Here is a 24,558-nt window from a genome sequence, read left to right as displayed (position 1 = left end):
GTCGAGCGGTCCATTAAAAAAATGGAGTGAATTTGCTTGACTGCAGATCGCGTTTCGCTACACTCAGGTCTGTGCGTAGTGACCACTTTCCGGTTCCCGCCGGTGAGTGTGCGGTTAGGCTCTCGCAGCCATACCTTCAAAAGCCCTCGGTTCCCGCCGAGGGCTTTTGTTTTGATGTCGCTGAAACTACATTGTTAAGTCTCCAGTCAATTAGAGTCTCATACCTCTAAAAATCAGTGAGTTAGCTTTTTTCAACGTGCAGATCGCTTGTTGGGGCGCTTGCAAGACCTTCCAGCGTTCGTTTGATGGCCTCTTGAACCGACTGGGCAACTTCCTCGGACTGGAACTCAATCCGCATAACGTTCTTTGCGCGACGAACGTCACACCAGGTGCTTTTGCCCGCCTTCACCTTGAACGTCGTAGCTAACGGCTTCGCAACCTTTGTTCTGTCCCCATCTTTCGCAAAGCGTACTGCCTGCGCTTGGTCCAGCTTTCCAACGGAAACTTGAAGAATGGCTTCCACTACACGCTCGCTCTTTCCAAGTTCGGAGAGACTGGCAAGTTCAGCCGCCGCGGTGGCACCTACGATGCCCACGTTCGCTTCAAGAACTGTACGCGCTGCATTGGGTAGGCGATCGTATGAAAGCAAGAGGCTCACGTACGATTGACTGATCCCAATTCGGCCGGCGATCTCTGCCTGTTTCAAGTTAGCGTGCTTCTGTTGAAACCGCTTTAGCCCGACATACTTCTCATAGTCGGTAAGATCCGATTGCATTAGATTCGCAAAGAACGCACCTTCGTCAGCTTCCTCTGTAGTCGCGTCGACAACTACACATCGGACAGACTCGCGACCCAGTTCTCGCAACGCGTCTGTCCGGTGATGACCTGACAGAATTTCAAACCCACCCTCCGACCGCGGAATAACCACAATTGGATGAATGAGCTTGTTGTGCCGCAAGTTTTCCCGAAGCTCGGCATATTTCTCCGGCGGCATATGTCGTCGCCTTCCTGGCACCTCGTGCAAGTCGAGTAGACGAATGTCGATCGCCGCCCCAGATTGTTGAGCATCGGCAAGCTCTTTTCTTAGACGCGCAATTTCGTCGCTGGAGGCACCCGTAGCACCTGCTTCCAACTCTTCTATTCGCGTGCGTAGCACCTCAAGCTCCCTCTCTTTCTCGGCTAGGAGAGGAAGAGAAGCCATCAACTGTCCAGGGGCAGTCTTCGGTCTGCTCGGAATTTCTGGCTCAGGCCGCGGTGAGCGGGGATTGGAGCCAATTCCCGCTGCCTTCGCTGCAAGCCGATCCTTGATACTCATTTGGCCTCCGATTCAGCAAGCCAGAGCGTGACAATCTGTTGGTCCACGATTTCAGCAAGACGGTCATATGCCTCCCTAGCTCGCTGGTACGTTTTTAGACTCCCTTGGTACTTTGAGATGTCGTAGACCGTGCCAAATTCCGCTGCCGCTGATTGAGTTACCGCAGTCGTAGGTATCTCGACAGGAAGTACCAGACTTTCGTAAGTTTTGTTGATCCAATCTCGAACAATTGGTGTTGCTGCTTGGCTTTGGTCTACTTTTGCAAGTAGCACATTGATGAAGTCGAAGCTCTTGTCGAGTTGCGGCGCTACTTCCTGCATGCTTTGCGACAAATCCGAGAACAGACTCCAAAACTGCGTTGATGATGCGTAGTCGAGTGCGCTGGGGGGCGTCGGCACAATCAGGCCGTCGGCAGCCATGAAAGCATTGATAGTTAGATAGGAGAGGGCAGGGGGCGTATCGATGATGACAACGTCGTACTTGTCAAGAAGCGACTTCAGACCACTATTCAAAACATTCCAGAATTGGAAGTTCTTTTCCTTCGACTGTTTGAACGGCAGGAAGAATTCTGCTCCAAATAACGCAGCACTCGCCGGGATCAAGTCGATACCATCCCAGTACGTTGACTGCACCGCGTACTCAAGACTGTCTGTCTCGCCGTAAATCAAAGGAAGAACGGTATGCTCATCTGCAACCTCGCTGTCCGCTAGTATTCCGTGCAGGGCAGAAAGCGACGCTTGTGGGTCAAGGTCAACGAGAAGTACTCGCCGGCCGAAAAGCGTCAGGCCTTGAGCCAACGTCATTGCGGTGGTCGTTTTACTAACGCCGCCCTTGAAATTTCCAATGGCGATGGTTTTCGCTTTCACGCCGACGGGACGTTTGGCAAAAGGGGCAATTCGGTTGATCCAAACTCTTGTTTCCTCAAGTGTAAACTCGCGACTGCGGCTATGGCGCAGAGTGCCTTGAGGAAGATCTGTCTCGGTACGAGCCAGATAATGCATACGCTGTCGATCGACGCGGCAAAGGTCACCAACTTGAGCAGTAGTAAACACCGGCGGATTTTTCCGAGGATGCGGAGCGAGCATGCTCTCCCGAACATCAACCAGCATGTCGCTGGCGCTCTGAGCAATGTCCTTGATCCCGGCCAGCGGAATCCGCCTAGGCGCGTGCTTGACTTGAAGTTGCATCGTCGGCGAGGTCTTATCAGGGCGTGCCCGAGCGGCCGTGGTCATCTACTGCTCCCATTGTGGTATTCAACACTCGGATGAGAAAAAAACGATAGGTGTTGAATTTCCGACAGCATAGTGGGAAACGAGCGGCGTCGCAAGTTTACATTTACTGGAGAAGCTCGCTGGAGCGGGAGTGTGCGTCAGTTATTCGAAAGAACTTTAAGTCTTTCGCGTACGCAGGGCGATCGCGATTGCGCGCTCCGCGTGAAGAGTGACCGGCGCACCACGCGGGCAACGCCGTGAGTACGTCGACGCTCCAAAAAGGAGCGAACAGCGATTCGCGCTGCCGACGACTTGCGCACGACGAATCTATCCGACTTAACACCCTGCGCCTCGTGGCCCGGTTCGGGAGCGTCGCCGCCTCAGAAGGTCGGTTCTCTCCGCCCAGCACGCAAGCATCTGACACGTTCGTTGGTCGTGCCATTCCGTCGCGCAAGATAACTTTCAGGCAGAGTTATGACGAAATGGCTGACTAAAAAATCCGTGAAATGAAGCGTAAAATTGACGCCTTTCGCCCCTTTGCGCGCACCGGTTACATCAGATAATCGTCGCATTAACGGGACAGGAAAGAATGACTGCACTAGCTGGAACTCCCATATCTCGCGACCCGCTTGCCTTGGCCGAACTCTATCAGGCGGGCCTTGGCACTTCGTGGAAAACGCGCCGGCAAGCGGTTGCTGCCTTCGCGCGATTTACGCCAAAAGTGGCCGCCGGAGCATTGAGCCGTGCCATCACTGTTTCGAAACTGCCGACGCCGATATTGGCGCTGTTTGAAACGGCTGGCGTGTGGCCCGAGACGGCTCGCCACTTGATCCTACTTTCACGGAAGCACGGGCCCGACGTGCTTTGTCAGCGTGCAATGGCGATTGACCCTCTCGGGTTGTCGTGGTCCGAAATCGTCGATCGTCTCGACGACAGACAAGTGCGCCGACCCCAAAGAATCGTCTCCCCGATCTCGCCTTTGGCACTTGCTACTGAGTACAAGCGAGGAATTGAGGAGGGGCGATGGACGTCGATGGTAACTGCTGTGGCCGCGTGCCCAACGTGGGAGCGGACCCGTCTTTCAAAGGCGATCGCGATCTCGAAGCTGCCTTCTGAGGTGCTGCAACTTTTCGAATTGAAGCGCATCACGTACGACCTCGGTGCTACGCTCGTCAAGATTCGCAAGGCAATCGGCGAACGGGAGATGGCTGCACGGGCAAACAAAATGTTGAGCGCACCTCGTCGAAGGACAATTGATGAGATCGTAGCGAATCTGCTTCAGGTACGGCCCGAACAGGGAGTGGAACTGGCGGTACGCCGAGACCACGGTGCAATGGTCCTGGAATTCAAGGTCAAGCTCGACGAGGCCGAAGAGCTACTGGCGGGTGCCAGCGAGATCGCAGCGCTCGTTCAGGTGGCGGTCATGAACGTTCGGTTCAAACGCAACGTCGGAACCGTTTCCGTTCGAAGGCAACGATAGCCGGCATGACTCGAAAAACCGACATGCTGTAAATTTCGCCTCTTAACAAGGCGGCCGGGTTCCCGAAAAGAGATATGTGAGCGGGTAAAGTCGCAAGATACCGCGTGTGCAACCCAGTACAGCACGTGCAACTGCAGCTTCGAAGATCGTGCTTACGCAGAGTAACCAAGGCAACTTCGGTTGACTTGCAAAACTAAACGTCCGCTGGTTCGTTGCAAGCATCGCCTCGCGCAGCAAGGACCGAACAAGCATCGTTTGCTGCAGGAGGTGAGTCGCAGATCGGCGGATTCATCGCACCCCCACTCGCCCGCTTCGACTGCCACGGCAATTCTTCGACGTCCACCCTGCGTAAAACCCTGTTCCTCGACGTCAAACTCGACCTTCAGGCAGGTGTCAGGCTTTCTCCAGCCTTTCGGGGGCATAGGCCAACGCTGCACAGTTTCCCCACGCCGTTCTTCTTCACCCGCGCGACGATCACTAACTCGATGGCCGCCGACGTCAATCTGAGCTGCCTCTTCTGTGGGGTTTTTTGCATCAATCAGTACGGCGCGCACTCCGTTTCCGCATTTTTGCGCGTAGCCACTTCTTCGCGCCGATTTTCACGGCGGTGAATCGCCGACCCTTTGGCGTTTTCAATGCGGAACGACAATCGCATCTGAATGCGGATCAATCATGCGACCGCGTATCGAGAAGGGCGCAGGCATCATTGTTCGCGACGCACAGGCCTCGATGACCACCATCAGCAGGATCGGTTCACACAGTTTGGATAGTCAGTTCGCGGTCTCCCGCGCGCAGAGAGGCCGGAAGCAACCAAAACAGGCGGACCGCCGTGAAGCCGATGCGCACCGCTGCGATACGTAAACAGCGAACCCAAATAATCTTTCAAAGAGACAACAGGGCGATTCAGGACACGTAAAAATTGAAAAGCCTGTCTCATTGCCGGCCGACTTTCGCTGGCTAGTAGGGGGACGGCTGCTAACTCCGTTTGGAGTCTGCGCGTTGATGAAGCGGGCGCGGGAGCGCGGACACTTGCTCTCAGACGTCGTAAAACACGCCCAAAAACAGCTGCAATCACTTAAGGTGTCGAATGCGTTCGCCTACCTACAAGCGCTGTTGCATCGGCCGATTGATTATTCGTTCCTTGCCACCCGGATGAACGCTGATGAGGAGGCGGCCGCCCACAAGAGGAATGAGCGAGCAAAAGAGGAACTGGAGACGGAACGGGTGCGGGCCTTGGCAGGGAAGTCCTTTGCCGGGGCTAATGGAGACGTCTGGTCCGTCGAGGAGTACGGCGTGGTGAGGATCGACGCCGCTGGGCGTAGGAGTTCTAGCCTGTTTTGCCAAATGCGCGAGTTAATTTCGGTAATACTCGAGCACCGGATGCCTGCCGTCGCGCCGGCCGCACGCCGTGACGCTGACCAAAACGGTGGTGTTTTGCCTCAACCGCCTTGGACACATGCCCGGGCACGGGAGGTTCTGGCTCGCTAAGACAAGGCCTCAAACGGGTCCATGGACGAAGAGTGACGCTCTCCGGAGAGCGTCCCACTGCGGGTGGACATTTCGTTAATTCCCTGATTCTAAAGCAAAAAAGTCTTGTTACAAAGCGATCCGGATATTCACACCCCCCTTAGTCGGCTAACTTTTCGTATTATGAAATGTTGCGTCCAGTGCGATTTGCGCGCTGGTCGCTCACGCTCTTGAGGTCAAGTGTGCGCCAGACCATGGAAATGGCGTGCGAAATTGGCCTCCTTTCGGAAAAATGGAGGACGCTCGTGCTGTTTCAATGGTGACCATTAATAAAGGGTTGCCATGCGTCTTTTCAAGAACAAGCGTCGGGCCGCGCTGTCTACGGCTCCTGGCATGTACGCGGAGGAAGATCCGAGCCAAGTCATCTTTGAGACAAGCACGAAGCTTAAGCTCGAAGCTAACCGCTGGATGCTGATCTCGTTCGGCCTTGCCGTGATCGCCGTCGGCGCGGTATGGACGCGGCAACCTCCGCCTTCGGTTACTCGCGTTGTAGGCGTGTCTGCGGATACCGGCGGCCATCCGATCGTAACCGAGCTTGTCGCCTACAAGCCAGACTCGCAAGCTGTGCGCACGACGGTCAAAGACATGGCGATTCGCTGGTTCACGATTGAGCCGGTGCTTTCGGACCGGCTCGAAACTTCGCGCATGACCGCCAACATCAACTCGGTCAAGGCGCAGATGATCGGCGCGGCAGCCGGTCAGTTCCGCGATTGGCTGAAGGCCGACACACCGTTCCAGCAGATCACGGCAAACCCGAAACTGATCCGCGAAGTCGACGTGCGCAACATCGCGCTGCTCGAAGACTCGACCGTGCTCGTCGAATTTACAACGACCACCTCGCAGGCTGGCGCGACCGGCAAGCCGGACGTGAAATCGTACGCACTCACGTTGCGCTATCAAATCGTCGCGCCGACTGCTGAGCAGGCGTTGACGACAAACCCCTTCGGCATCTTCATTCCGTTCTTCCGCCTTGAGCGGACCGCATAAGCATGACCGCAACCATTCTCAACAAACGGCCGGTCATCGGCATGTGCGTTCTCGCTGCGTGCGCAGCGTTCCTTACCCAACCGGCTGCGGCCAAGAAAGCCACGAACGACTCGGCGTTCAATGCCGCGATGGTCGCAGGCGACCCGATGAGCCCGATCAATCCGTTCAACGGCGGCGCTGATCCTTTGACTATGCCGGGCGATGCGCGCATCGGCGTCTTCCCGTACAGCCGCGACCAGATCTACCGCGTGCTGACCGCACCGCTCAAGCTGACGACGATCGAACTGGAGAAGGGCGAGAAGCTGATTGCTGACCCCGCGATGGGCGACAGCGTCCAGTGGGAGATCGACGACGACAAGATGAACCACGTGTTCATCAAGCCGCACAAGGCCGATCTAGTCAACACGCTGCATCTGACGACGAATTTGCGCGAGTACGACTTCACGCTTATCGCGTCGCCGGCGGGCGGGATGTTCTATCAGACCGTGCGCTTCCAATACCCGCGCGCGCCGATGGCCCGCGTCAGCGCACGCGACGACGCGACGGCGACAGGCGGTCGCGGTGGTGCGGACTCAGGAAGCATCGGTGTTGCGCCTGACAAGCTGAACTGGGACTACAGCGTCGAAGGCCGCGCTGAGTTCACGCCGGAAACCGTCTTCGACGACGGACGTGCGGTCTGGATGCGCATGCCTGCCAAGGCTCAGGAGTGGCCGGTCCCATTCATTCTCAACCACGGCGATCGTGTCGTCGCAAACTTCATTCGCCGGGGAGACTTCCTTGTCCTTCAGCGTCTGGCCGATGAGATCGTTCTGCGTTCCGGCAAGGACGAGGTCACGGTGACGCGCGGCCGCCGCCGCTTGTTCGGGGTGTTGTGATCGTGGCGAAAAAACCGGACTCGGCTACACCCAGCGCGGAGCAAGAAGCACTCGTCAAAGGCAAGACGCCCCGCAATGCGATCATGAGCATCGGCATTCTGGCTGCGGTCGTCATCGGAGGCCTCGGCTTTTACTATCAACTGCAGGCGACGAACAAGGCAGACGAAGACGCGCGCATTAAGAAGGCGACCGCGCTTAAATCGAGTACGGAAGCGCCCACTGCCGCGAACAACAACGACATCGACCAGATGATCCGTCAGCAGCGCGACGCAGCGGCGTCGGAGGCTGCCGCGCGTGCAGCGTCTGAAGCAGCGACTCCGAAGCCCGCCGTCAAGCCGATGCTAACCGGTGCGGACTTCCAGGAGGAAGTCAAAGGTTCGAGCACGGACACGCGCGAGCTTTCCCGCCAAGCGGCGCAAGACGCGATCTACACGTCCTCGATTTTCAAGCAGGCAGGCGCGTCGCGTTCGGCGAACTCGGCGACCGGCGTACTGCCCGCTGGCGTCCCTTCGTTGGACGAGGTACGAGCTGCCCGTAACGCTGCGGGAGCCAACACCCCCGATGCGATGGCGATTGCCTTGGCGAAGCAGGGCCAAGCACCCGAAGATCGCGACCGCGCCTTCCTGCGCGATGCGGATTCGCGCGGCGGCATCGAACGGACAACCTTCAATGGCCGGTCGACGGGTTGCACGTTGACGCCGCCGCACGTCATCCACGTCAAGACGGTGGAGGGGCTGAACTCGGACAAGCCGGGTCGCGTGGCGTTGATGGTCGATGAGGATGTGTACGACAGCTTGGGCGGCGACTGCTTGATGATCCCGAAGGGCGCGTTCATCAATGGCATGTACAGCGCGGACGTCAAAGTTGGCCAAGAGCGCTTGCTGGTCGCTTCGACGAGTCTGCGTCTGCCCAACGGCAAGAGCGTGCCGCTCAACGGCATGCAGGGTGCGGACCAGAACGGCTACGCCGGGTTCTCGGGCGATGTGAACAACCACTTCCTGAAGATCTTCGGCGCGGGCTTCATTACGGCGATTCTGCTGAAGGCGTTCGACAGCAGCTCTCAGACGGCGACGACCGCGACGCCGAACGGCGTCACTACTTATGGTGACACGGCGGGGCAGGTCGCGGCAGCGACGGCCCAGACCGTCATGCAGCGCAACCAGAATATCCCGCCGACCATTACCGTCGAACCGGGCCAGAAGTTCCTGGTGCAAGTGACGCAGGACATCGTCATGGAGCCATACCATGACTAAGGCATGGGCGGCTGCCTGCCTGTCTGCATTGGCGCTCTGCGCACACGCGGCGACCATCGATTCGATCATCAGCCCGACGCGCATCGTGGTCGATGACGGCACGAAACGCGCGCTCGTCGAGCTGCCCGGCGAACCCGTCTACGCATGTGGACTCAAGCCGTTTCTGGCGTGGGCAAACCGATTTGAGGGCCAAACGGTCGAGGCCACGACTGGCGGTGTTGCGATCAACATCGACGGCTCGCCTATCAGCTTCGAGAGCCTCTTTGTAAAGGCGGGCTGGTTGCGCCCCGCGACGCTTACCGATGACGCCCAAGCGAGCATCACCGAGCGCCGAGGGGGCTGGTCGTGCGCATCCGCGCAGGCGCCGTTCGACGCGATGCACACCTCGGTCGATCCCAAGATTCTCGCTGGCATCGCGCTCAATGAGTCCGCATACAACGGTCGTGCATGGCCGTGGACGTTGAATGTCGCGGGTCGCGGTTTCTTCTTTCGCACCCGAGAGGACGCGTATCGCGCGGTCCGCTATCTGATCAGCAACGGCCGATCGAACTTCGATATTGGCCTAATGCAAGTGAACTGGGGATACCACGGCAAGCGCTTCGCGAGTGCCTGGGATGCCCTTGCACCAGCGACCAACATCCGCGTCGCAGAAGACATCCTCAACGAGAACTACCGCCTCACGCACTCCGCGGTAAAGGCCGTCGCGTATTACCACAGTGCTAATCCCGCCCCGGGCCGCGAATACCTCGCGCGCTTCGTGAAGCATCTTTCTCAAATCGAACGCGGCCTATGAAGCACACGCTCTCTCTTCTTACTCTCGCGCTCGCCGCGGTCACGCTGAACGCGGCGGCCGCCGGTACAGACCCGCTCGACTTCGACTACGAGATCGCGGGCAATGTGCTAGAGCGTCCCGCACTGGTCTTCAATGATGGCAGTGACACGTATTTCCAGCCGCGCGCCGGCCAGTCGCTGCGCGTGGACGGTGGACATAGCCAAGGCCCATACATCGTTGTGCCGGGTACGCCCGAGGTGATCCGTTACTCGGCGGGCGGCTCGAGCGCCACGGCTTACTGGAAAAAGGCCAATCGCTTCATTGGCGACAAGGCGCACAGCGACACTCCGTCCGGCTTTTCTGGCTTCTCCGGCCGCCTTGCGCTCATCGGGCCGCGCAGCAGCCTTGAAAGTACTCGGCCTCTGAACACCACGCTGCCGCTCGCGCAATTGGTCAAAGCACTGGTGCCGCAGGGTTGGACGGGGTCCGCACAGAAAGACATCGATCTGACGGCTTCGACGAGCTTCGGCACGCGCGATGGCGAGAACTGGATGCAGACGCTTGATCGGCTCGTGACCGCGTCCGACCTGTACGCCGACGTCGATTTCAACTCTCACCACGTAACACTTCGCCGCTCGGCTCCGCAGTCGGTGGCTGTCAACTATGTCGCGCCGGTGTCGCAGGTCGCTGCTATAGCACCGGCCGCGTCGGGCGCACCCTCCGGGGCAGACCCCATCGCAGACATCGCGAAGAAGGTCGATGCCGACGCTACGGCCGCATCCGGGTCCGTGCTGGCGGCAAAGTTTGGTGCACTTGCGATCCGCGATGGTGACGACAGCCATATCCAAATCAAGTTCTCGGTGAAGCCCGCTGCGGAGCTGAAGGTAACCGGTCAAGACGGTAAGTCGCTGCGCCCGAAGTGGGATGACGCGACTGGCGTGATGACGTTCAACCGCGCCGAGCGCTTCACGATCTCCAACGACGCAGACAAGGTCGAAGTCGCCCGCGTCGCGGGAACCGTCTATGAGTTCGACGCCGCGAACAAGGCCGCGCTGCAAAGCGTGTTTGATGAAAACGGCTCGACGTTCTTCAAGTTCGCCGACACCGTCGGCAAGGTGACGGTCGCTGACGTGGCGCACATGGGCTCGGGCGAGCAGAACGGCCGCTATTACAAGTTCAACGGCACCGCCGAACAGTTCATCGTCAACGCAGACGGGAACGTCGTGAACGTGCTGCGCAAGCACGATGTGCGGTTTTTCGATCGGCCCGCGTCATGAGCCGATTGCTTCAAGTCTCGACGCTGCTCATTGCAACCGTCTCGTTCCATGCGTATGCCGATTGTCTTGACGATGCCGCGCGCTACCACCGCGTCAGCGTTCAAGTGGTACGTGCGGTCGCACAGCAAGAGTCCGGAATGCGCCCGTATGTGACGAATCGCAATACCGATGGAAGCGAGGACATTGGCTTGATGCAAATCAACTCGTCCTGGCTTCCAAAACTGGGTCGCTTCGGCATCACTCGGCAACACCTGTTCGACGCCTGCGTGAACGCTTATGTGGGGACATGGATCCTGGCTTCGAACATCAAGCAGTTCGGTCCGACGTGGAAAGCGGTCGGTGCCTACAACGCAGTCTCGTCGAACAAGCAGCTCATCTACGCCAACAACATTTACCGCCGCCTGCAACGCGCGAACTGACCAACATGACGCCTACTTTTTCTCTTCAAACGCATCGCACCGCGCGCATGGTGGCTCACTTGTTCGCGTGTCTCGCACTCACGACTGTGCCGGGTCTTGCGGCAGCCGAGCCTGATCAATCGCGCCTCGCACCGCCGCCCGGTGACGGCTGGCAACTCCTCTCGGCACCTTCCGCTAAAGCCCCTGTGGCTCAAGTTGCGATGGTGTCGCCGGTTGCTCCTGGCGTTCGTTCTGCCTCGGTCGCTCCCGCTTCGCCTGCCTCTCCGGCCGCCCCCAAGGCCGATGTCGGTGGTCCCGCGCCGGTTGCACTTCCGGGCGCTGCCGCGCCGTCGCGGGTTGGCTCGATGGACGTCGCCCCGGTCGTCGTGCCGTCGCAAGGTGGCGCAACGGTGCCTAGTAGCGTTCTGTCTTTCTCGATCACGCCGCAGGACATCAACCTGCGCAATGCGCTCGATCGCTGGCTGCAGCAGCAGGGCTGGCAGCTCGCCTGGAAGATCGACGACGACTTGCCGCTTGAGTTCAACGCGACGTTCTCGGGCGACTTCAAGTCGGTGCTCACGCAAGTGATGCAGGCGACCAACCACATGCGCACGCCCACGCGGGTTTGCAAGCACACCAATAACGTGATCCGCGTCGTCGCACGCGCAGCCAACTGCCAAGAGTAATCGCCATGCGCCTCACGAAAATCAAATCTGCCATTGCCATTCTTGTGGCTGCATCGCTGACCGGCTGCGCGGTATCGCAATCCGACGTGAACCACGCCTACGATGCAACCAACGCGGAAGCCACGCGCGCGATGGGCAACGGCCCCGAGTCGATGTCGCTTGTTGAGGCAGTCCCGACCGCGTTCCTCGGCGACCGGTTGGTGCCAGTCGCGTATGAAGCCACATTGCCCGCGATCTTCCGCGAGAAATCGGTTGTCTTCCCCGGCAATCTTCCGCTGTCGAAGATCGCCACGCTTATCTCAACCGCTACCGGTTATCCGGTGCATCTGAGCCCGGACGCCTTCATTCCGCGCGATGCGCTGATTCCGAAGACCAACGGCGGGAACGGCCAGAGTGCCCCGATGCAGCCGCAAGCGTTGGCCAAGTCGAATGTCGAGCCGGTCTATGCGCAGGCGTGTAACTGCAAGGTTGGCGAATATCTGCGCGGCGTGACCGAAAACCTCGGCCTCGACTGGACATTCGATGGCAGCACCATTTCCATCAGCCGGTTCGTCACCAAGACGTTCACGATCGCGGCGATCCCGGGCAAGGTGTCCATCAAGTCGACGATGTCGAAGGGCACGGATACGTCGACCGGTAACCAGGCGTCCGGTGGTACCACGGGCGGCACGTCGGGCAATACCGGGTCTTTCTCGTCGATCACGTCGACCGGACGCGATGGCACGTTTGACCAGATTGCGATCATCCAGTCGGAACTTGAAAAGCTGAAGTCGCCGCTCGGAGAAGTGGTCGTCAATCCGCAGAGCCGCTTGGTGATGGTTCGCGACACTAAGGAAGCCGTCGATCGCATGGGCGCGCTGCTCGCGCGCGAGAACGCAATTTCGACGCGTCAGGTCGCGCTGCGCGTCCGCACGCTGCAGGTGGATCTGAGCAATTCGTCGCAAGCGGGCGTCAGCGCCGACATCGTTTTCAATCGCATCTCGGACGGACTGAAGCGCTATTCGATCACGGTGGCTTCGCCTACCTCGTTGGCAACAGCGATTGGCGGCACTGTCGGCCTGTCGGTCTTGAAGCCCGGCTCGCCGATGGAAGGCACCAACGCGATCATCAGCGGCCTCAACGCCTTCGGAAAGACGGTACAGGACAACACCCAGACGAAGCTGACGTTGAACGGCCTGCCGGTGTCCATCGGAACATTCGAGACGAAAGGGTATTTGGCAGCCACCACGCCGAGCGTTGGCTCGATCGCCGGTAGTAGCTCGGGCGTACCGGGTCTTCAGCCGGGATCCGTCACGGTCGGTGACTTCGTGAACATCCTGCCGTCGGTCAACGACCACAATCAAATCATCCTGTCGTACTGGAGCGATAGCTCGAAGCTGAACGGTCCGTTCACGACCATCAGCACGGGTTCGGGCGCCACGCTGCAGCAGATTCAGTTGCCTGACATCCTCGGCAACAAGGACGACCAGACCATCGCGCTGTCCGATGGACAGACCGTTGTGCTGTATGGCGCTGTGAGCAATCGCTATGACGGTAACAGCAACAATGGCATTGGTGGTCTCTCGGGCGCATGGAATAAGGGCCGCACGTTCCAGGTGATCATGCTGACGGCGACCGTCGTCCCGTCGATGTGAGCGCGAGGTAGCGATCCCCATGCACTTCGAATCCATACCGGGAGAAAAGGGCGCCAGGCTCGTATTCGGGCTGGATTGGCGCGCTTATTCCGCCAAGGGCGCCCGCGCCGAACGCCGGCACTACGTCGAGGAGTCCGGTGCGACGCACTACACCGAATACAAGGCGAATGACGAGACCATCGTCGGGTTCTGCGAACTGGAGCCTTCGCAGCGCAAGGGCGGCAAGCTGTACTCAGCCGCTGCTCGTATTGCGTCGCTGGAGCGCGTCCGACGGCGCCCGGCGGTACTCGTTCTCATCCAGAACGATGAGCGCGTGCATGTGGTGCTCGTGCAGCGCGGCGCTGTCTCGCTCGATCAGGAAGTAGCACTTAATGCGCTTGCGGATCGTCGAGACGAGATCGAGGACGGGTGCGCCAAGGCAGGGCTCGAACTGGCGACCCTGGGTTACGGCGCGCAACTCCACGCGGTAGATGAGACGTTTGACCTTCGCGAGCTGCTCGTTGCGCGCAAAGTCGGGCTGATCAAGAAGGTCCCGGTGGCGGTGCCCACGACGGTGCCGTTGCTCGTCATCCTCGCTGCCGTGTTCTTCGGCGGCAAGCAGTTGATTGAGATGCTCAACCCGCCGCCTCCGCCGCCGGCACCCCCGCCGACGTTCATGCAGGAATACCAGTCGGCTGTCATGCGCACGCTGGCCGCGCCTGCTCCACTTGCCAATCAGCTTGCACCAAAGCTGCTCGCTAGCTTTGGCGCGCAAGAAACCAACGTTGCGGGATGGCAGTTTCAGAAAGCGTCCTGCACGATCTCGGGCCCCTGCATCGCAACCTACAAGCGGCAGGGCGGCACGTTCAAGGAATTCGACGCACGCGCGCCGGAGTCGTTGCGACCGGTCGTCTTTAACCCGGACGGTTGGCATCTGACCGCGCGGGGTCCTGAAGTAACCGTCGCTGAACGGGTCGCGCTCGCCCAACAAGCGACGTGGCCGACTCAGCAGGCTCTCATCAAGACCTTGCAGACCGATCCGCAAAAGCTTTCCACCAAGCCGGACACGCTCGATAGCCACGGCTACGTCGTTGATATCAAGCCCGCCGAGCGTCTCATTGCGCGACAACCGACGGCGGGCGAAGTGCAGGGCCCGCTCGTGCAGCGCGGCACGTGGCAGATCGACGGATACAAGTGGCAGAGCGCGCTGCTCGCGCGCCTGCCCGACAACATGGCACTGGACACCCTCGACGTAGAGCTGAAAGAGGACGGTACCGGGGTGCATTTCACTGCGAAGGGTAAATACTATGTTCTCAACTAAGTGGCCAGCACGGGCCGCCTGCTTCGGTGCGCTCATGTTCGTCGCCGGCGCGGCGGTTTCGCAGGAAAGTCATCTCACGCTGGACGACATTGACAAGCTCGCGCGCGCAAAGCTCGTCGACTCGATGCGGGGTCCGCAAGGTGGCCAAGGCGGGGCAGCAGCACCGGGCAACGGCGTTGGCCTTGCTTCGCCGCTCGGCGCGACGCCTGCTGCCGTGACGGCGGCCCCACCAGCCGCGCCCAAGTTTGAGCACAAGCCCAGTGTCCCGGTAAAGCGCGTCATTCCAGCAACCTTCGTTGGCGCGTATTCCGACATGTCGGGCTCCTACGTGCTGTATGACTATCAAGGCACGACTTATACCGCGCGCAGCGGTAGCCGCTTGCTCAACGGTTGGACCGTCGCCTCCATCGACGGCTTCACCGTCAGTCTTGTCGACGGCAAGCGCCACTGGACAGAGACCATCGCTGCGCCCTCTGACGCGCCCGCCGCGATTCCGGATTCGCCAGCCGTCAGGGCGATCACTGATCTGTCATCGCCGCTTCCTCCGGGCGGTATCGCGTCGACGGCTTCCACCTTCGTACCGTTTGGGAAATAAGAAATGGGTCTTTTCGCACAAGAAGAGCAGGGCACGCCCGACGCTCCGCGTGGTGGCTTCCTGAAGCGGTTTCGCGCACCGCGCTCGAGCTTCATTGAGCCCGGCACGGGTGCGGAACCGAAGTTCGCGGCCGGTGAGCCGGTTGCGGGAAAACGCAAACGGCGGGAAATATTGGCCGAAACCGCAACCGAGCAAGCGTCGCCGGTGAGCACGCGCGCGGTGAATCCCCAAGTCACGTTTCTCGGTCGCGCGCTGTCGGGGGGCGAAATTGAGGACGCCGAGAGCACAGAGGTTGGCGATGATTGGCACTCGCCGGCGCAGGCGGTGCCTGAGAGATCCGAACCTCCGGTGCATGCGGCCGACGATGACGTGGCGTTTCGTCCATTTGTCCCGCCTAGCTTCGAACGGCCCACCTTCGCGAGTATGTCTGCGGCGATGGCGGCGAGGGAGCACGGCGTGCAACTGAATGGCGCGGCCTCGACAGCCGAATCTGTCGCGGCCGCTGCCCAATTCAGCTACGCGCCGCAGCCTGAACACCACCAGCCGATGGGCGCGCCGGCGGCAAACCTTGCGCACGATGCTGTCGCCGCGGACGATGCGCCTTCCGACACGCGCGGCGCGTCTGGTGCGAACGCGAGCCCGCTTGCGTTCGAGAAGCAAGCGGATGTCGCGCCTCAGCGGCCCATCGCCTCGGCCGAGAAAAAGTCGATGTCTGCGCCCACGATGGCAGAGCAGGAACAGCCAGCGGAAGACGAAGATCAGCCCGAGCGCGGTGGATTGTCTTCCGGGCTGCCGGAACTCGTGTCGCGCGATTCTCTTCCTGACTTCAAGCGCATTCTGACCGTAGCGGATGACGACGCCGCGTTGCGCATTCCCGCAGCCGCCCGCAAAGAGTTCGTCGCGGTTGAACTGCAACCGGGCGTGGCGATCACGGTGGCCACCGCACGATTCGCAGAGAAGGCACAGTACGCAACCTTCATCAAGGATCTGGGCGCGAACGACATACTCGTGCGCGAGGAAATGATCGCGACCGATGCCGTAATCGCCGCGATCTATTCGGGGAAGGCCGCTGCTTCCGCGAACTCTACTGTCCGCGAAGCGAGCCGGGCGATCGGCAATTTCCGGGACATCGTTGAGGCCGCACACGCATACGGCGCGAGTGACATCCATTTTGAGCCACGTGAGTTTCACAACGAGGTCGAAGTCCGTTTTCGCGTGAACGGTGATATGTACACGTTCAGCCGCATGCCCAAGGCGATTGTGCGTCGCGCGCTGTTCGCCGCGTACAGCGATCTCGTTCAGCGCAACACGAACTCGGGAAACAGCTTTCAGCCGAGCGCGCCGCAGTCGGCGATGATTCCGCTGGTCGTCAAGACGGACACGGTAAACTTGCGCTGGCAGTCATCCCCGCTCGTTGGCGGCTATGACGTCACGCTGCGTCTGCTCGACGGCAACTTCAAGAACTATTCGGTGCTGCTGCCCAAAGACATGGGCCTGGAGAAGAGCCAGCTTGAGCTGATCGAAACGCTCAACTATGTGAGCGGCGGCATCACGGCGCTCACCGGCGAGACCGGTTCCGGCAAGACGACAACGCTGCGCGCGCTCTCATACATGCTGCCGGATCGGGAACTCAAGAAGCAGTTCGCAGTGAACGAGCCGTCCGAATATCCGATGCCGTGGCTGTCGGACTACTCGATCATCCGCCGCCCGGACGAGACTGACGATGAAGCGAACCGAAAGTACGCGGAAGTCATCCGAACGCTGATGCGGCAGGACCCGGACGATTTGACCATCGGCGAAGTGCGCGACCGCGTCGTGATGGGCTTGGTAGCGGAACTGGCGCTGACCGGTCACCCGGTGCGATTCTCGCTGCACGCCGGCGACATCATCGCCGCCGTGATGCGTATGGCAGGCGGGCGGCTGCAACTGCCGATCGACGAGCTCGCTTCCGAGGGGTTCATCAATGCAGTCGGCAATCAGAAGCTGATTCCGACGCTTTGCGAGCACTGCAAGCTGCCGGCGGAGGACGTCATGCCGAAGGCTGACCTTGAACTGCTGCGCACGAAGTTCGGCCTCGACACCTCGCGGATGGCATGCCGCAACTACGATGGCTGCGGGCACTGCCGACTCAAAGGGCTTTTCACGCGCAACGGGAAGGTGGCGGGTGGCACCAAGCGCCCCTCGTTGGCGGCCGAGTTGTATCGCCCGACCCCGGAATTTCTTGAGCGTGTTGCCGAGCGCGATTGGGCCGGTGCGCGCGCAGTTTGGCGCGGGGCGCGTCGTACCGGGTTCGATAACGCTGATATGACTGGAAAGACGCTATATGAACATGCTCTTTTCAAGGCTTCGCGCGGTTTGATTGATCCACAATTCATCAATCGCTCGATGCAGTCGTTCGCGCAGTACCGCGTGATGTCGGGCGTCGATGGCTTGATGGTCTAAACCCAGTTCTCCATGATCACCACGTTCGCAAAGATGCTGCCCGTGCGGCAGCAGTTGGTCGTCGCGCGCTGGCATTTTCAGAAAGTGCGCGAGGACTTTTACCGCGAGACGCGTCTCGATATCGCAGCGAAGGGCCTGCGCAACACCGAGACGTTGTTCGACCGGCTTGAAACGTACGAGAAGCGCAGCCGTTCGCGAGGCAAGCTCGAGTGGCGTGTGTTCGCGCGCATCCGCGAGACGATGCAGCGCGGGGAAAGCTTCGCGCTGGCAATCAAGCCGTTCGTCCCCGGCGACGAGTACGCGCTGCTCGACATCGCAGACGAGTCTTCGCGCCAAGATGCGGTCGTTCGCGGCTTCGAGCTCGCGGAAATGGCCGCAAAGGCCAAGCGCGTGCTGTCGTCGACCACCTCGGTGCAGATGGCCTATCCGGCGTTGCTGCTGGTCTACATGTACGCGTACTGCATGCTATTTGGTGGGGTCATTTTCCCGCAGGTGCTCGACGTCCGGCCTCTCGATCAATGGCCCGATCTTGGCCGGTTTCTCTATTACGTCGACACGTTCTGCTACGAATACTGGTGGCTCACGCTTACGGCGATGATCGGCCTTGTGCTCGTTTACTTTTCGAGCCTGAAGCGCTGGGCCGGTCCGCTGCGCGACAGGTTCGATCGCATGCCGCTGCTCTGGCGCAATCGCCGCGACCTTCGCGCGGCGCTGCTTATTGTTTCGCTCGCGGGCCTGTTTGACTCCAACCTCACGCTCCGTGCGGCGCTGGAAAGGCTTCTCAAGACAGCCGATCCATGGCTGCGCTGGCATTTGAAGATCATGGATCGACGCTTGACGGCCCGATCCGATGAGCCGATGCGCGCGCTCGACACTGGCATCTTTTCGGTCACGATCGTCGACACGATTACCGACGCTGCCGGGCGCGATCAGTTCGAAGCCGCTATCAAGAGTCTAGGCCGCGAGTCGCTCGATCGCGTCGTTGAAGCAGTTAAGCGCAACGCTCGAACGACGCACTTCATCCTGCTCGGCTTTGCCGCCGCACTGTTTCTGACCCTCGGCATTGGCTCATACGTCGTGACGGGTGCCGTCAACCTCACATCGGGAAATCCCGCCGCTTCAAGCTATTAAGGAAAAGGAAAATGACCAACGAAGACGAGCAACCAGTCCAGATCGACCCGATCAAAGAGCGCCGGGCGCGCATCCTTAAAATTGCCCGAGCCAAGAAACAGTCGGGCGAGCTGTCGATGATCGAGGCAGGCGCGGTGATGGCTGGCGCTGCGCTGCTCGCGCTGGCTGTCTATGCGGGCGGCAAGTACGTGCTCGATCTGATTCATTCGTCCCAGTTCAAGAGCGAAGCACAGATGTTCCACACCGGGATCCTGAACGCGACGCAGAACGACGCCGATTTCTCCTCTGAAACGCTCACGGTGCTGGCGCAGAATCACGCCTTTGATTCCGCGGGATCGCGCGTCGCCTCGGACAAGTCAGCGGTCAAGGGCATGTTCAACGGCACGGTGACGGCTGCCGTCGGCACGCTCGTTACCTCGAATGATTCGTTGATTCTGACGTATCCCGTCACGTCGACGGTTTGCTCGCTGAGTGCGGCTGCGTTGATCACCGTTTACACGCAGGTGACTGTAAACGGCACAACGATCTTCTCGCCGACGGTCACGTTCAACCCGCAGACGGTCGCCACTGCATGCGCGTCGAACGGCGCGATGGCGTCGATGGGACTGTGGACCACCCGTACCTGATCGCGGACCGCCGACATGGGAAGCATTCTTGAGATGTTGATCGTCCTGGTCGGCGCGGCCTTGCTGACGGTACAGGGTATCAAGGAAGACATCGCTGCCAAACGCCAGAATCTGCTGCAGATCGAAGGGCAGAACATTGCGTCGATCAATTCGGCGCTCGGCAGCTACATCACCAACAACTACGCCTCGCTTATTCCAGTGGGGTATTCGCAGACGACTTCTACGCCCATCGCTGCGCCAACGCTGGCTCAACTGAGCGCGCAGTCGAACAACAAGGTCACGTTTAAGAACGGGCCGTTCTGGGGCGGCACTTACCAGATCGCGTTGGCCGTTGTGCCCGACAACTGCTCGACCGCTGCGGGCAACTGCCATATCGCCTCGCAAATCTATCCGAGTCTGCCGCTTATCAGCATGACCGACAAGTCGGCCGACATCGCTGGAGCGGGTGTCCTTGCTGCCGCCGGGGGAGCGCAGTTCGGCTACTCGACAAACCGCGCGCCGGCGACGGTCACCGGGATTCATGGCGGGTGGGCATTGCCAAATCCAGTGGGCAGCAAGGCTGGGATGGTGCTGGCGATCAACGGTTTTGGCGCGGACGGTAATTCGCCTTATTACCGGCGTGACGGCGCGCTGCCGCTAACTGGCACGATGAACGCGAATAATCAGGACATGCAGAACGTCGGCAATGTCACGCTCGGCGCGAACAAGGTCTTGAAGTTGCAGGCGGGCAACAGCCTGCAGATCGACAACGGCGCGATGTACTACGGTGACAGCGTGAACGCAGCCGTGCGTACCAAGGGCAACCTCTATGTGCAGAACTATCAGGGAACGGGACCGGCCGGGCTTAACGTCGGGGATGTGAGCTCGTCAGGGACGGTCTCTGGCAACACCATCAACGGCAATGTTGCGAACATCAACTACACCGCCAGCAAATGCAGCTGGAACGGAGTGACGATCCGCAACAACCTTATGTACGTTTGCAATAAGTGGGGCAACTGGGTAGGCGCGAGCACCTTGGTGAGCAATCAGTCGGCGGATGCCCAGTACAGCGGTTGGTACAACGGGTGGGGCGTGACGCCTCCTTCATGTGGCCCCGGTGGCACGGCATGGTATCGCATCACTCCGCAATCGCTGACGACCGACTATTCCAATCACAATCCGCCGATCTCGGGCGCGCGTTACGCGATGGGTTGGAACGGCTCGCAATGGGTGCTCCAAATCTATGACGTGCTCGCTGACGGCGCAAATACGCTTGTGCAAGATCAGCTCGGCCTCCAAGCGCAAATCGACGTTGGCTGTAACTACTCAAACCAATAAGAACATGAAGCGAATCAGGACGGCAATCTCGTTGGCATTGATGGCGACGCTTAGCGGCGTGCTGACGGCTCCAGTTACCTCCAACGCGGAATGGGTTCAGAATCCCATCGGCGTTCCGCGCGCTCCCGGTTGCGATCCAGGGTATTCGTGGCAGAAGCTGGGTGTGCGGTATCAGTGCGCCACGCCACAACCTAATTGCGCATACGGCTTCGCTAGTGGACCAGTCTGGACAGGGACAGCTTGGAGCTACTCATGTAATGTACCGCCGCCTCCGAGTTGCCCGAGCGGGTCAACACAGTTCGTCGCGCCCTCGTGGAATGGCTCGGCCTGGGTCGGACAGGTATGCCAACCAAACGCACCCACGCAACCGAAGGGGAATCCCGAGGAAGCCTGCCGAACCTACGTGACTCAGAAACTCGGATTTTGGCCTGGGTGGGGCCAGCAGAATTCAGTTTTTAACGACGGCACAAACACTACCTATATTACAAATACTTGGAACACATCCGGGAACACTTACGAGTACGCGATGTGCAGTGCGAGCGATAGCACGGGCGCCGTGACTGGCTACGATGTGCAGGGTTATGGCGACACCGCCGGCTCAGGCGGCTGAGGCAATTGTCCGCAAGAAAACGCGTCGGAGCTTCACTCCAAGGCGTTTTTTCACTCTTGCAAAAATAAAAAAGCCGCCAGATCGACTGGCGGCTTGGTCGTTCTGTGACACAGCCTTCGTTAGCCGGCGAGGATGCTTCCAGTCGTGAAGGTGAAGGTACGCGAGAACGCTACGCCGTTAATCGTACCGGTGAGCGAGACCGTATATTGCGCGTTCGGCGACAACGGCGTGGCGGGGTAAGCGACGCCCATCCACTTCGGCAGAATCTTATTCGGGTCCGTGGCCGAGTCCAGCACTTGCAAGGCGATCACGTGCGACGCCGAATCGGTCATCGTGCCGGTCTGCATGACGATGGTGTCATTCGGGTTGCCCGCGACCGCGACCGGCGTACCCCAATGGCCGGACGTTGCAGGGGGCGTCGGCATTTCTCCAAAAGAGTCGTTTGCGACGCCGGTAGTGCCTTGGCACGGGAACGTCAATGGCGCGTTCGTCGTGACCTGCTGATAGTTGGCGAGTGCCAGTGCATACCACTCCTGCGGGAAACCGTTGTAGGTCGTCGCGACCTTGCCGATACCGACCGTGTTCATCGGTGCAACGGCAATCATGCTGTGATACACGCCGGAGATCAGGCCATAGATAGCTTGCTGTCCGTAGTGCGCTTCCGTCCACGTCGCATTCGTGTATAAGCCGCCCGATACACCGCCGATCGGCACGTTCTGCGGGTAACCGAAGTGTACCGCCCGATCAGCATACGAGACGCCTGTGAACCCGGGAGCACCCGCCGTTTCAGTATCGGACACGATATTGTTCGTGGCCTGATACTGCGCATGAGCAGCCACCGACTGATCGAGCACCGTGTTTTCCTGAAGGGCAGGGAAGCCGCATTGCTGGCGCTGCTGGTTGAGCAGATTGAACGCTGCCAGATGGAAGCTGTCAGCCGGGTACTGAGGCGTAGTTAGATTCGCCGGAGTCGTTGTCGCGGGCGTGCTGGCACCGCTCGCCGGGGCCGCAGGCGATGCATCGCTGCTGCCGCCACCACCGCCACCGCCGCAAGCAGCGACCAAAAGCGATGCAGCGATCGCGGCCATCGAAAGTTTGAAGTTTTTCTGAATCGTCATTTGTTGTTTCCGATCTAGTTGTTGCAGTCGCCCCCGCGATCTGCTTACTTTCATCTTATCGAGCGGTGTTCGAAGTCAAGGCGACTCGGAAGTCCGCCGCGAAACCGCTTTCCTCGTTGGCAAATTGCCGTTGGCCAAACGGCGGCGCAGGCATTGTAATACCCGGTAAGGCTTCGAAATTCCGCACCGTTGTTTGATCGCAACCGTTTGCTATCGCTTCTGCCCGCGAGCGCGGAAGTTCTTCACCCTCAAGGCGACGAAGACGACGCCGAGCACCGCAGCGACGGCGACAGGCTGTGTCGCGCCGACCGAAGAGAGGAGTGCGGTGCCGCCCCAAAGGAGAATGAGAAAAGTCGCGAGCGCGCCAAAAGCTTTGCTTTTCGACACAGCCGCGAACTGCCGCCGGCCTGAACCGAATTGCTGGGCGAAACGAACATTGCTTCGCTCAAGGTCGAATGCTTCGTTTGGTTGTGCCGTCGCCCGATCGGCGCGGTAGTGCCTCTCGTACCGTTGGAATCGCGCGTCGCCGCGGCCCTCAAGCCACGCGGCGGCGCTGTCTGAAAACAGGTAAGCGAAGTCCTGCATGGCTCAATGCGTCACGTCGGAGTGAAATTCGATTGCACCGATTGCGTCGGGAATGCAGCGTCCGTCGGACTCGGCGTGATACTCGCCGGTCACTAAGTCGAGCCAGCCGAACTGAGGGCGGCCGTCGCGGGAGAAGACCACTAGACCGGCCTCGACGTTGAATTCATGCGGCATCAACAACTCCTTTATCTGTGACTATTTCTTGGCCTTGCGACCTTTGCGCTTAGGCTCGGTCAGGCGCGGCTTGAGATCGCCAGTGCAACCGGGACAAACGAAGTCCTTCGCCAATTCGATCTTCCCTTCGTCGTTCGCCAAGATGTATTCCGTCGCGCAAGTTCTGCACGGTGCGACATTCAACCTCGAATCGATCGCCATAGAGCGGGTGAGATGGTTCGCGCGGTCAGCAGAAACGGCGAGCCGACTACCGAACATCTTGTCGAGAACGTCGTTGGAGGCAATCAGCGCTTCCGGAATGTTCGCTCCGTTTTTGAGAGCACATCGATAGAGCCATACGAGCATGGTTGCTTGGAGTCGATGCGTGGGACGCTCGACGTACCACGTCAACGAGCTTGCACTATTTCCGCATGGCGAGCTGACGCCGTGGATCTCTCGATAAGTATTTCGAGTGACCGCCGAAGTCACGCTAAACAGGTTTGTGGCGGTGGAAGCGCGACAACCCTGGGTCATCAACAATCTCGCGTAGATCTCGCGTCTAGCGCGGTCGAGCCGCAGGTCGGACCAGAGATTCTTGAAAGGTAGTCCACTCGGCTTGAGGTTCGAGGTGCGCATGACATAGTGAGCGACGGCCTCTTCGGTAAGCGAGTCAGCGCCGTATTGTCGCCAGAAGCGCTCGTCGTCGAACCGCCATCTAAACAGTGGGAAGCGGATTCCGCCGATTGCTGCTTCCAGCCGTCCGATTGGCAAGCCCATCAGGTATTCGGCTAACTCGAACGAGATACCTAGGAGCGGCGCTGCGAGCACACTCTGGTGCAGCACGTCTTTGAGCAGCGAGACATAGGCGCAGTTGTAATGGAAAATATCGCGCGCCGTCACGTCGTCGACGAAAGGCATCGATGAAGAAAGCTTCGACACTGCTGTCGAAAACATTATCCCGTCGACAAAGGTCGCCCAATCGCGAGGATCCTGCAGCGCCGGCGACAGCGCCAGGAACGGCATGTTCATAAGCTTGGCCATCGGTACGGCGTGCGCCTTGAACGTTTCCATGTTGTCAAACGAGACGCCAAAGAATGCTTCGGCGCTGCTGTACCGCGCGAGTATCTTATGGATAACCGCCGTCAGCGAAAAGTTGGTCCTTTGTATTTTCTCAGCGAGATACTGCCGAAGGGCAATGTTGGTCTCAACGGCATCAAGCGTGGTGGTCGACATATTATTTGTATTTTTGCTGGCGGATGCGACCCC

Annotated in this window: 24 protein-coding genes; 18 read left to right on the top strand and 6 right to left on the bottom strand. The window is 59.6% G+C overall.

Annotated features, from left to right (window positions below):
* Window positions 1-241: 241 nt before the first annotated feature.
* Both NK8_RS37615 and NK8_RS37610 read right to left on the bottom strand, forming a co-directional pair.
* Complete coding sequence (locus NK8_RS37615) at window positions 242-1,315, bottom strand: ParB/RepB/Spo0J family partition protein (RefSeq protein WP_213233653.1); 1,074 nt, start codon at window positions 1,313-1,315, stop codon at window positions 242-244.
* Complete coding sequence (locus tag NK8_RS37610) at window positions 1,312-2,547, bottom strand: ParA family protein (RefSeq protein WP_082800757.1); 1,236 nt, start codon at window positions 2,545-2,547, stop codon at window positions 1,312-1,314. Before NK8_RS37610 ends, NK8_RS37615 begins: the two co-directional genes overlap by 4 nt.
* Window positions 2,548-3,115: 568 nt before the next feature.
* Here NK8_RS37610 and NK8_RS37605 point away from each other — a divergent pair.
* From NK8_RS37605 to NK8_RS37520, 18 genes are all read left to right on the top strand, one after another.
* Window positions 3,116-4,006: a hypothetical protein gene (locus NK8_RS37605; RefSeq protein ID WP_213233652.1), complete on the top strand. Its 891-nt coding sequence runs from the start codon at window positions 3,116-3,118 to the stop codon at window positions 4,004-4,006.
* Between the two features lie 212 nt (window positions 4,007-4,218).
* Window positions 4,219-4,617 carry a hypothetical protein gene (locus NK8_RS37600; protein ID WP_213233651.1) on the top strand — a complete coding sequence of 133 codons (399 nt, stop codon included), beginning with the start codon at window positions 4,219-4,221 and terminating at the stop codon, window positions 4,615-4,617.
* Between the two features lie 61 nt (window positions 4,618-4,678).
* On the top strand, window positions 4,679-4,867 hold the full coding sequence (locus NK8_RS37595) for a hypothetical protein (protein WP_213233650.1): 189 nt from the start codon (window positions 4,679-4,681) through the stop codon (window positions 4,865-4,867).
* A 168-nt stretch (window positions 4,868-5,035) separates the two neighbouring features.
* Window positions 5,036-5,494 carry a hypothetical protein gene (locus NK8_RS37590; protein WP_213233649.1) on the top strand — a complete coding sequence of 153 codons (459 nt, stop codon included), beginning with the start codon at window positions 5,036-5,038 and terminating at the stop codon, window positions 5,492-5,494.
* Between the two features lie 321 nt (window positions 5,495-5,815).
* Window positions 5,816-6,520, top strand: coding sequence for a type IV secretion system protein (locus NK8_RS37585; RefSeq protein WP_213233648.1), 705 nt, complete (start codon window positions 5,816-5,818; stop codon window positions 6,518-6,520).
* A gap of 2 nt (window positions 6,521-6,522) precedes the next feature.
* Window positions 6,523-7,395: a TrbG/VirB9 family P-type conjugative transfer protein gene (locus NK8_RS37580; RefSeq protein ID WP_213233647.1), complete on the top strand. Its 873-nt coding sequence runs from the start codon at window positions 6,523-6,525 to the stop codon at window positions 7,393-7,395.
* Window positions 7,396-7,397: 2 nt separating this feature from the next.
* On the top strand, window positions 7,398-8,648 hold the full coding sequence (locus NK8_RS37575; protein ID WP_213233646.1) for a TrbI/VirB10 family protein: 1,251 nt from the start codon (window positions 7,398-7,400) through the stop codon (window positions 8,646-8,648).
* Window positions 8,641-9,441, top strand: coding sequence for a transglycosylase SLT domain-containing protein (locus NK8_RS37570; protein ID WP_213233645.1), 801 nt, complete (start codon window positions 8,641-8,643; stop codon window positions 9,439-9,441). Before NK8_RS37575 ends, NK8_RS37570 begins: the two co-directional genes overlap by 8 nt.
* Window positions 9,438-10,697, top strand: a complete 1,260-nt coding sequence (locus NK8_RS37565; protein ID WP_213233644.1) for a hypothetical protein — start codon at window positions 9,438-9,440, stop codon at window positions 10,695-10,697. The genes NK8_RS37570 and NK8_RS37565 overlap by 4 nt, the downstream gene beginning before the upstream one ends.
* The gene (locus tag NK8_RS37560) at window positions 10,694-11,116 is read left to right on the top strand and encodes a lytic transglycosylase domain-containing protein (protein WP_213233643.1); all 423 of its coding nucleotides are present in this window, start codon (window positions 10,694-10,696) and stop codon (window positions 11,114-11,116) included. The genes NK8_RS37565 and NK8_RS37560 overlap by 4 nt, the downstream gene beginning before the upstream one ends.
* A 5-nt stretch (window positions 11,117-11,121) precedes the next feature.
* The gene (locus NK8_RS37555) at window positions 11,122-11,781 is read left to right on the top strand and encodes a toxin co-regulated pilus biosynthesis Q family protein (protein ID WP_225936582.1); all 660 of its coding nucleotides are present in this window, start codon (window positions 11,122-11,124) and stop codon (window positions 11,779-11,781) included.
* 5 nt (window positions 11,782-11,786) lie between these two features.
* Window positions 11,787-13,415, top strand: coding sequence for a type II secretory pathway protein (locus NK8_RS37550; protein ID WP_213233642.1), 1,629 nt, complete (start codon window positions 11,787-11,789; stop codon window positions 13,413-13,415).
* A 19-nt stretch (window positions 13,416-13,434) separates the two neighbouring features.
* Window positions 13,435-14,715, top strand: a complete 1,281-nt coding sequence (locus NK8_RS37545) for a type 4b pilus protein PilO2 (RefSeq protein WP_213233641.1) — start codon at window positions 13,435-13,437, stop codon at window positions 14,713-14,715.
* Between the two features lie 34 nt (window positions 14,716-14,749).
* Window positions 14,750-15,310 (top strand): hypothetical protein, encoded by a 561-nt coding sequence (locus tag NK8_RS37540; protein WP_213233640.1) that lies wholly within the window; start codon window positions 14,750-14,752, stop codon window positions 15,308-15,310.
* Between the two features lie 723 nt (window positions 15,311-16,033).
* On the top strand, window positions 16,034-17,752 hold the full coding sequence (locus NK8_RS37535; protein WP_213234050.1) for a GspE/PulE family protein: 1,719 nt from the start codon (window positions 16,034-16,036) through the stop codon (window positions 17,750-17,752).
* A gap of 12 nt (window positions 17,753-17,764) precedes the next feature.
* On the top strand, window positions 17,765-18,883 hold the full coding sequence (locus NK8_RS37530; RefSeq protein ID WP_213233639.1) for a type II secretion system protein: 1,119 nt from the start codon (window positions 17,765-17,767) through the stop codon (window positions 18,881-18,883).
* 11 nt (window positions 18,884-18,894) lie between these two features.
* Window positions 18,895-19,509 (top strand): type 4 pilus major pilin, encoded by a 615-nt coding sequence (locus NK8_RS37525; RefSeq protein WP_213233638.1) that lies wholly within the window; start codon window positions 18,895-18,897, stop codon window positions 19,507-19,509.
* Between the two features lie 15 nt (window positions 19,510-19,524).
* A complete protein-coding gene (locus NK8_RS37520) occupies window positions 19,525-20,826 on the top strand; it encodes a hypothetical protein (protein WP_213233637.1) in 1,302 nt (433 codons plus the stop codon).
* Window positions 20,827-21,555: 729 nt separating this feature from the next.
* Here NK8_RS37520 and NK8_RS37515 read toward each other — a convergent pair.
* The 4 genes from NK8_RS37515 to NK8_RS37500 form a co-directional block, all read right to left on the bottom strand.
* Window positions 21,556-22,554, bottom strand: coding sequence for a CAP domain-containing protein (locus NK8_RS37515; RefSeq protein WP_035504599.1), 999 nt, complete (start codon window positions 22,552-22,554; stop codon window positions 21,556-21,558).
* A gap of 210 nt (window positions 22,555-22,764) precedes the next feature.
* Window positions 22,765-23,139, bottom strand: coding sequence for a hypothetical protein (locus tag NK8_RS37510; protein ID WP_213233636.1), 375 nt, complete (start codon window positions 23,137-23,139; stop codon window positions 22,765-22,767).
* Window positions 23,140-23,142: 3 nt separating this feature from the next.
* Window positions 23,143-23,313 carry a hypothetical protein gene (locus NK8_RS37505; protein WP_213233635.1) on the bottom strand — a complete coding sequence of 57 codons (171 nt, stop codon included), beginning with the start codon at window positions 23,311-23,313 and terminating at the stop codon, window positions 23,143-23,145.
* A 21-nt stretch (window positions 23,314-23,334) separates the two neighbouring features.
* The gene (locus NK8_RS37500) at window positions 23,335-24,525 is read right to left on the bottom strand and encodes a FlhC family transcriptional regulator (protein ID WP_213233634.1); all 1,191 of its coding nucleotides are present in this window, start codon (window positions 24,523-24,525) and stop codon (window positions 23,335-23,337) included.
* Between the last annotated feature and the right edge of the window lie 33 nt (window positions 24,526-24,558).

This window comes from Caballeronia sp. NK8, assembly GCF_018408855.1.
Taxonomy (GTDB): Bacteria; Pseudomonadota; Gammaproteobacteria; order Burkholderiales; family Burkholderiaceae; genus Caballeronia.
Note: the sequence above shows the minus strand (reverse complement) of the source record. Positions and strands in the feature narration are given on the sequence as shown.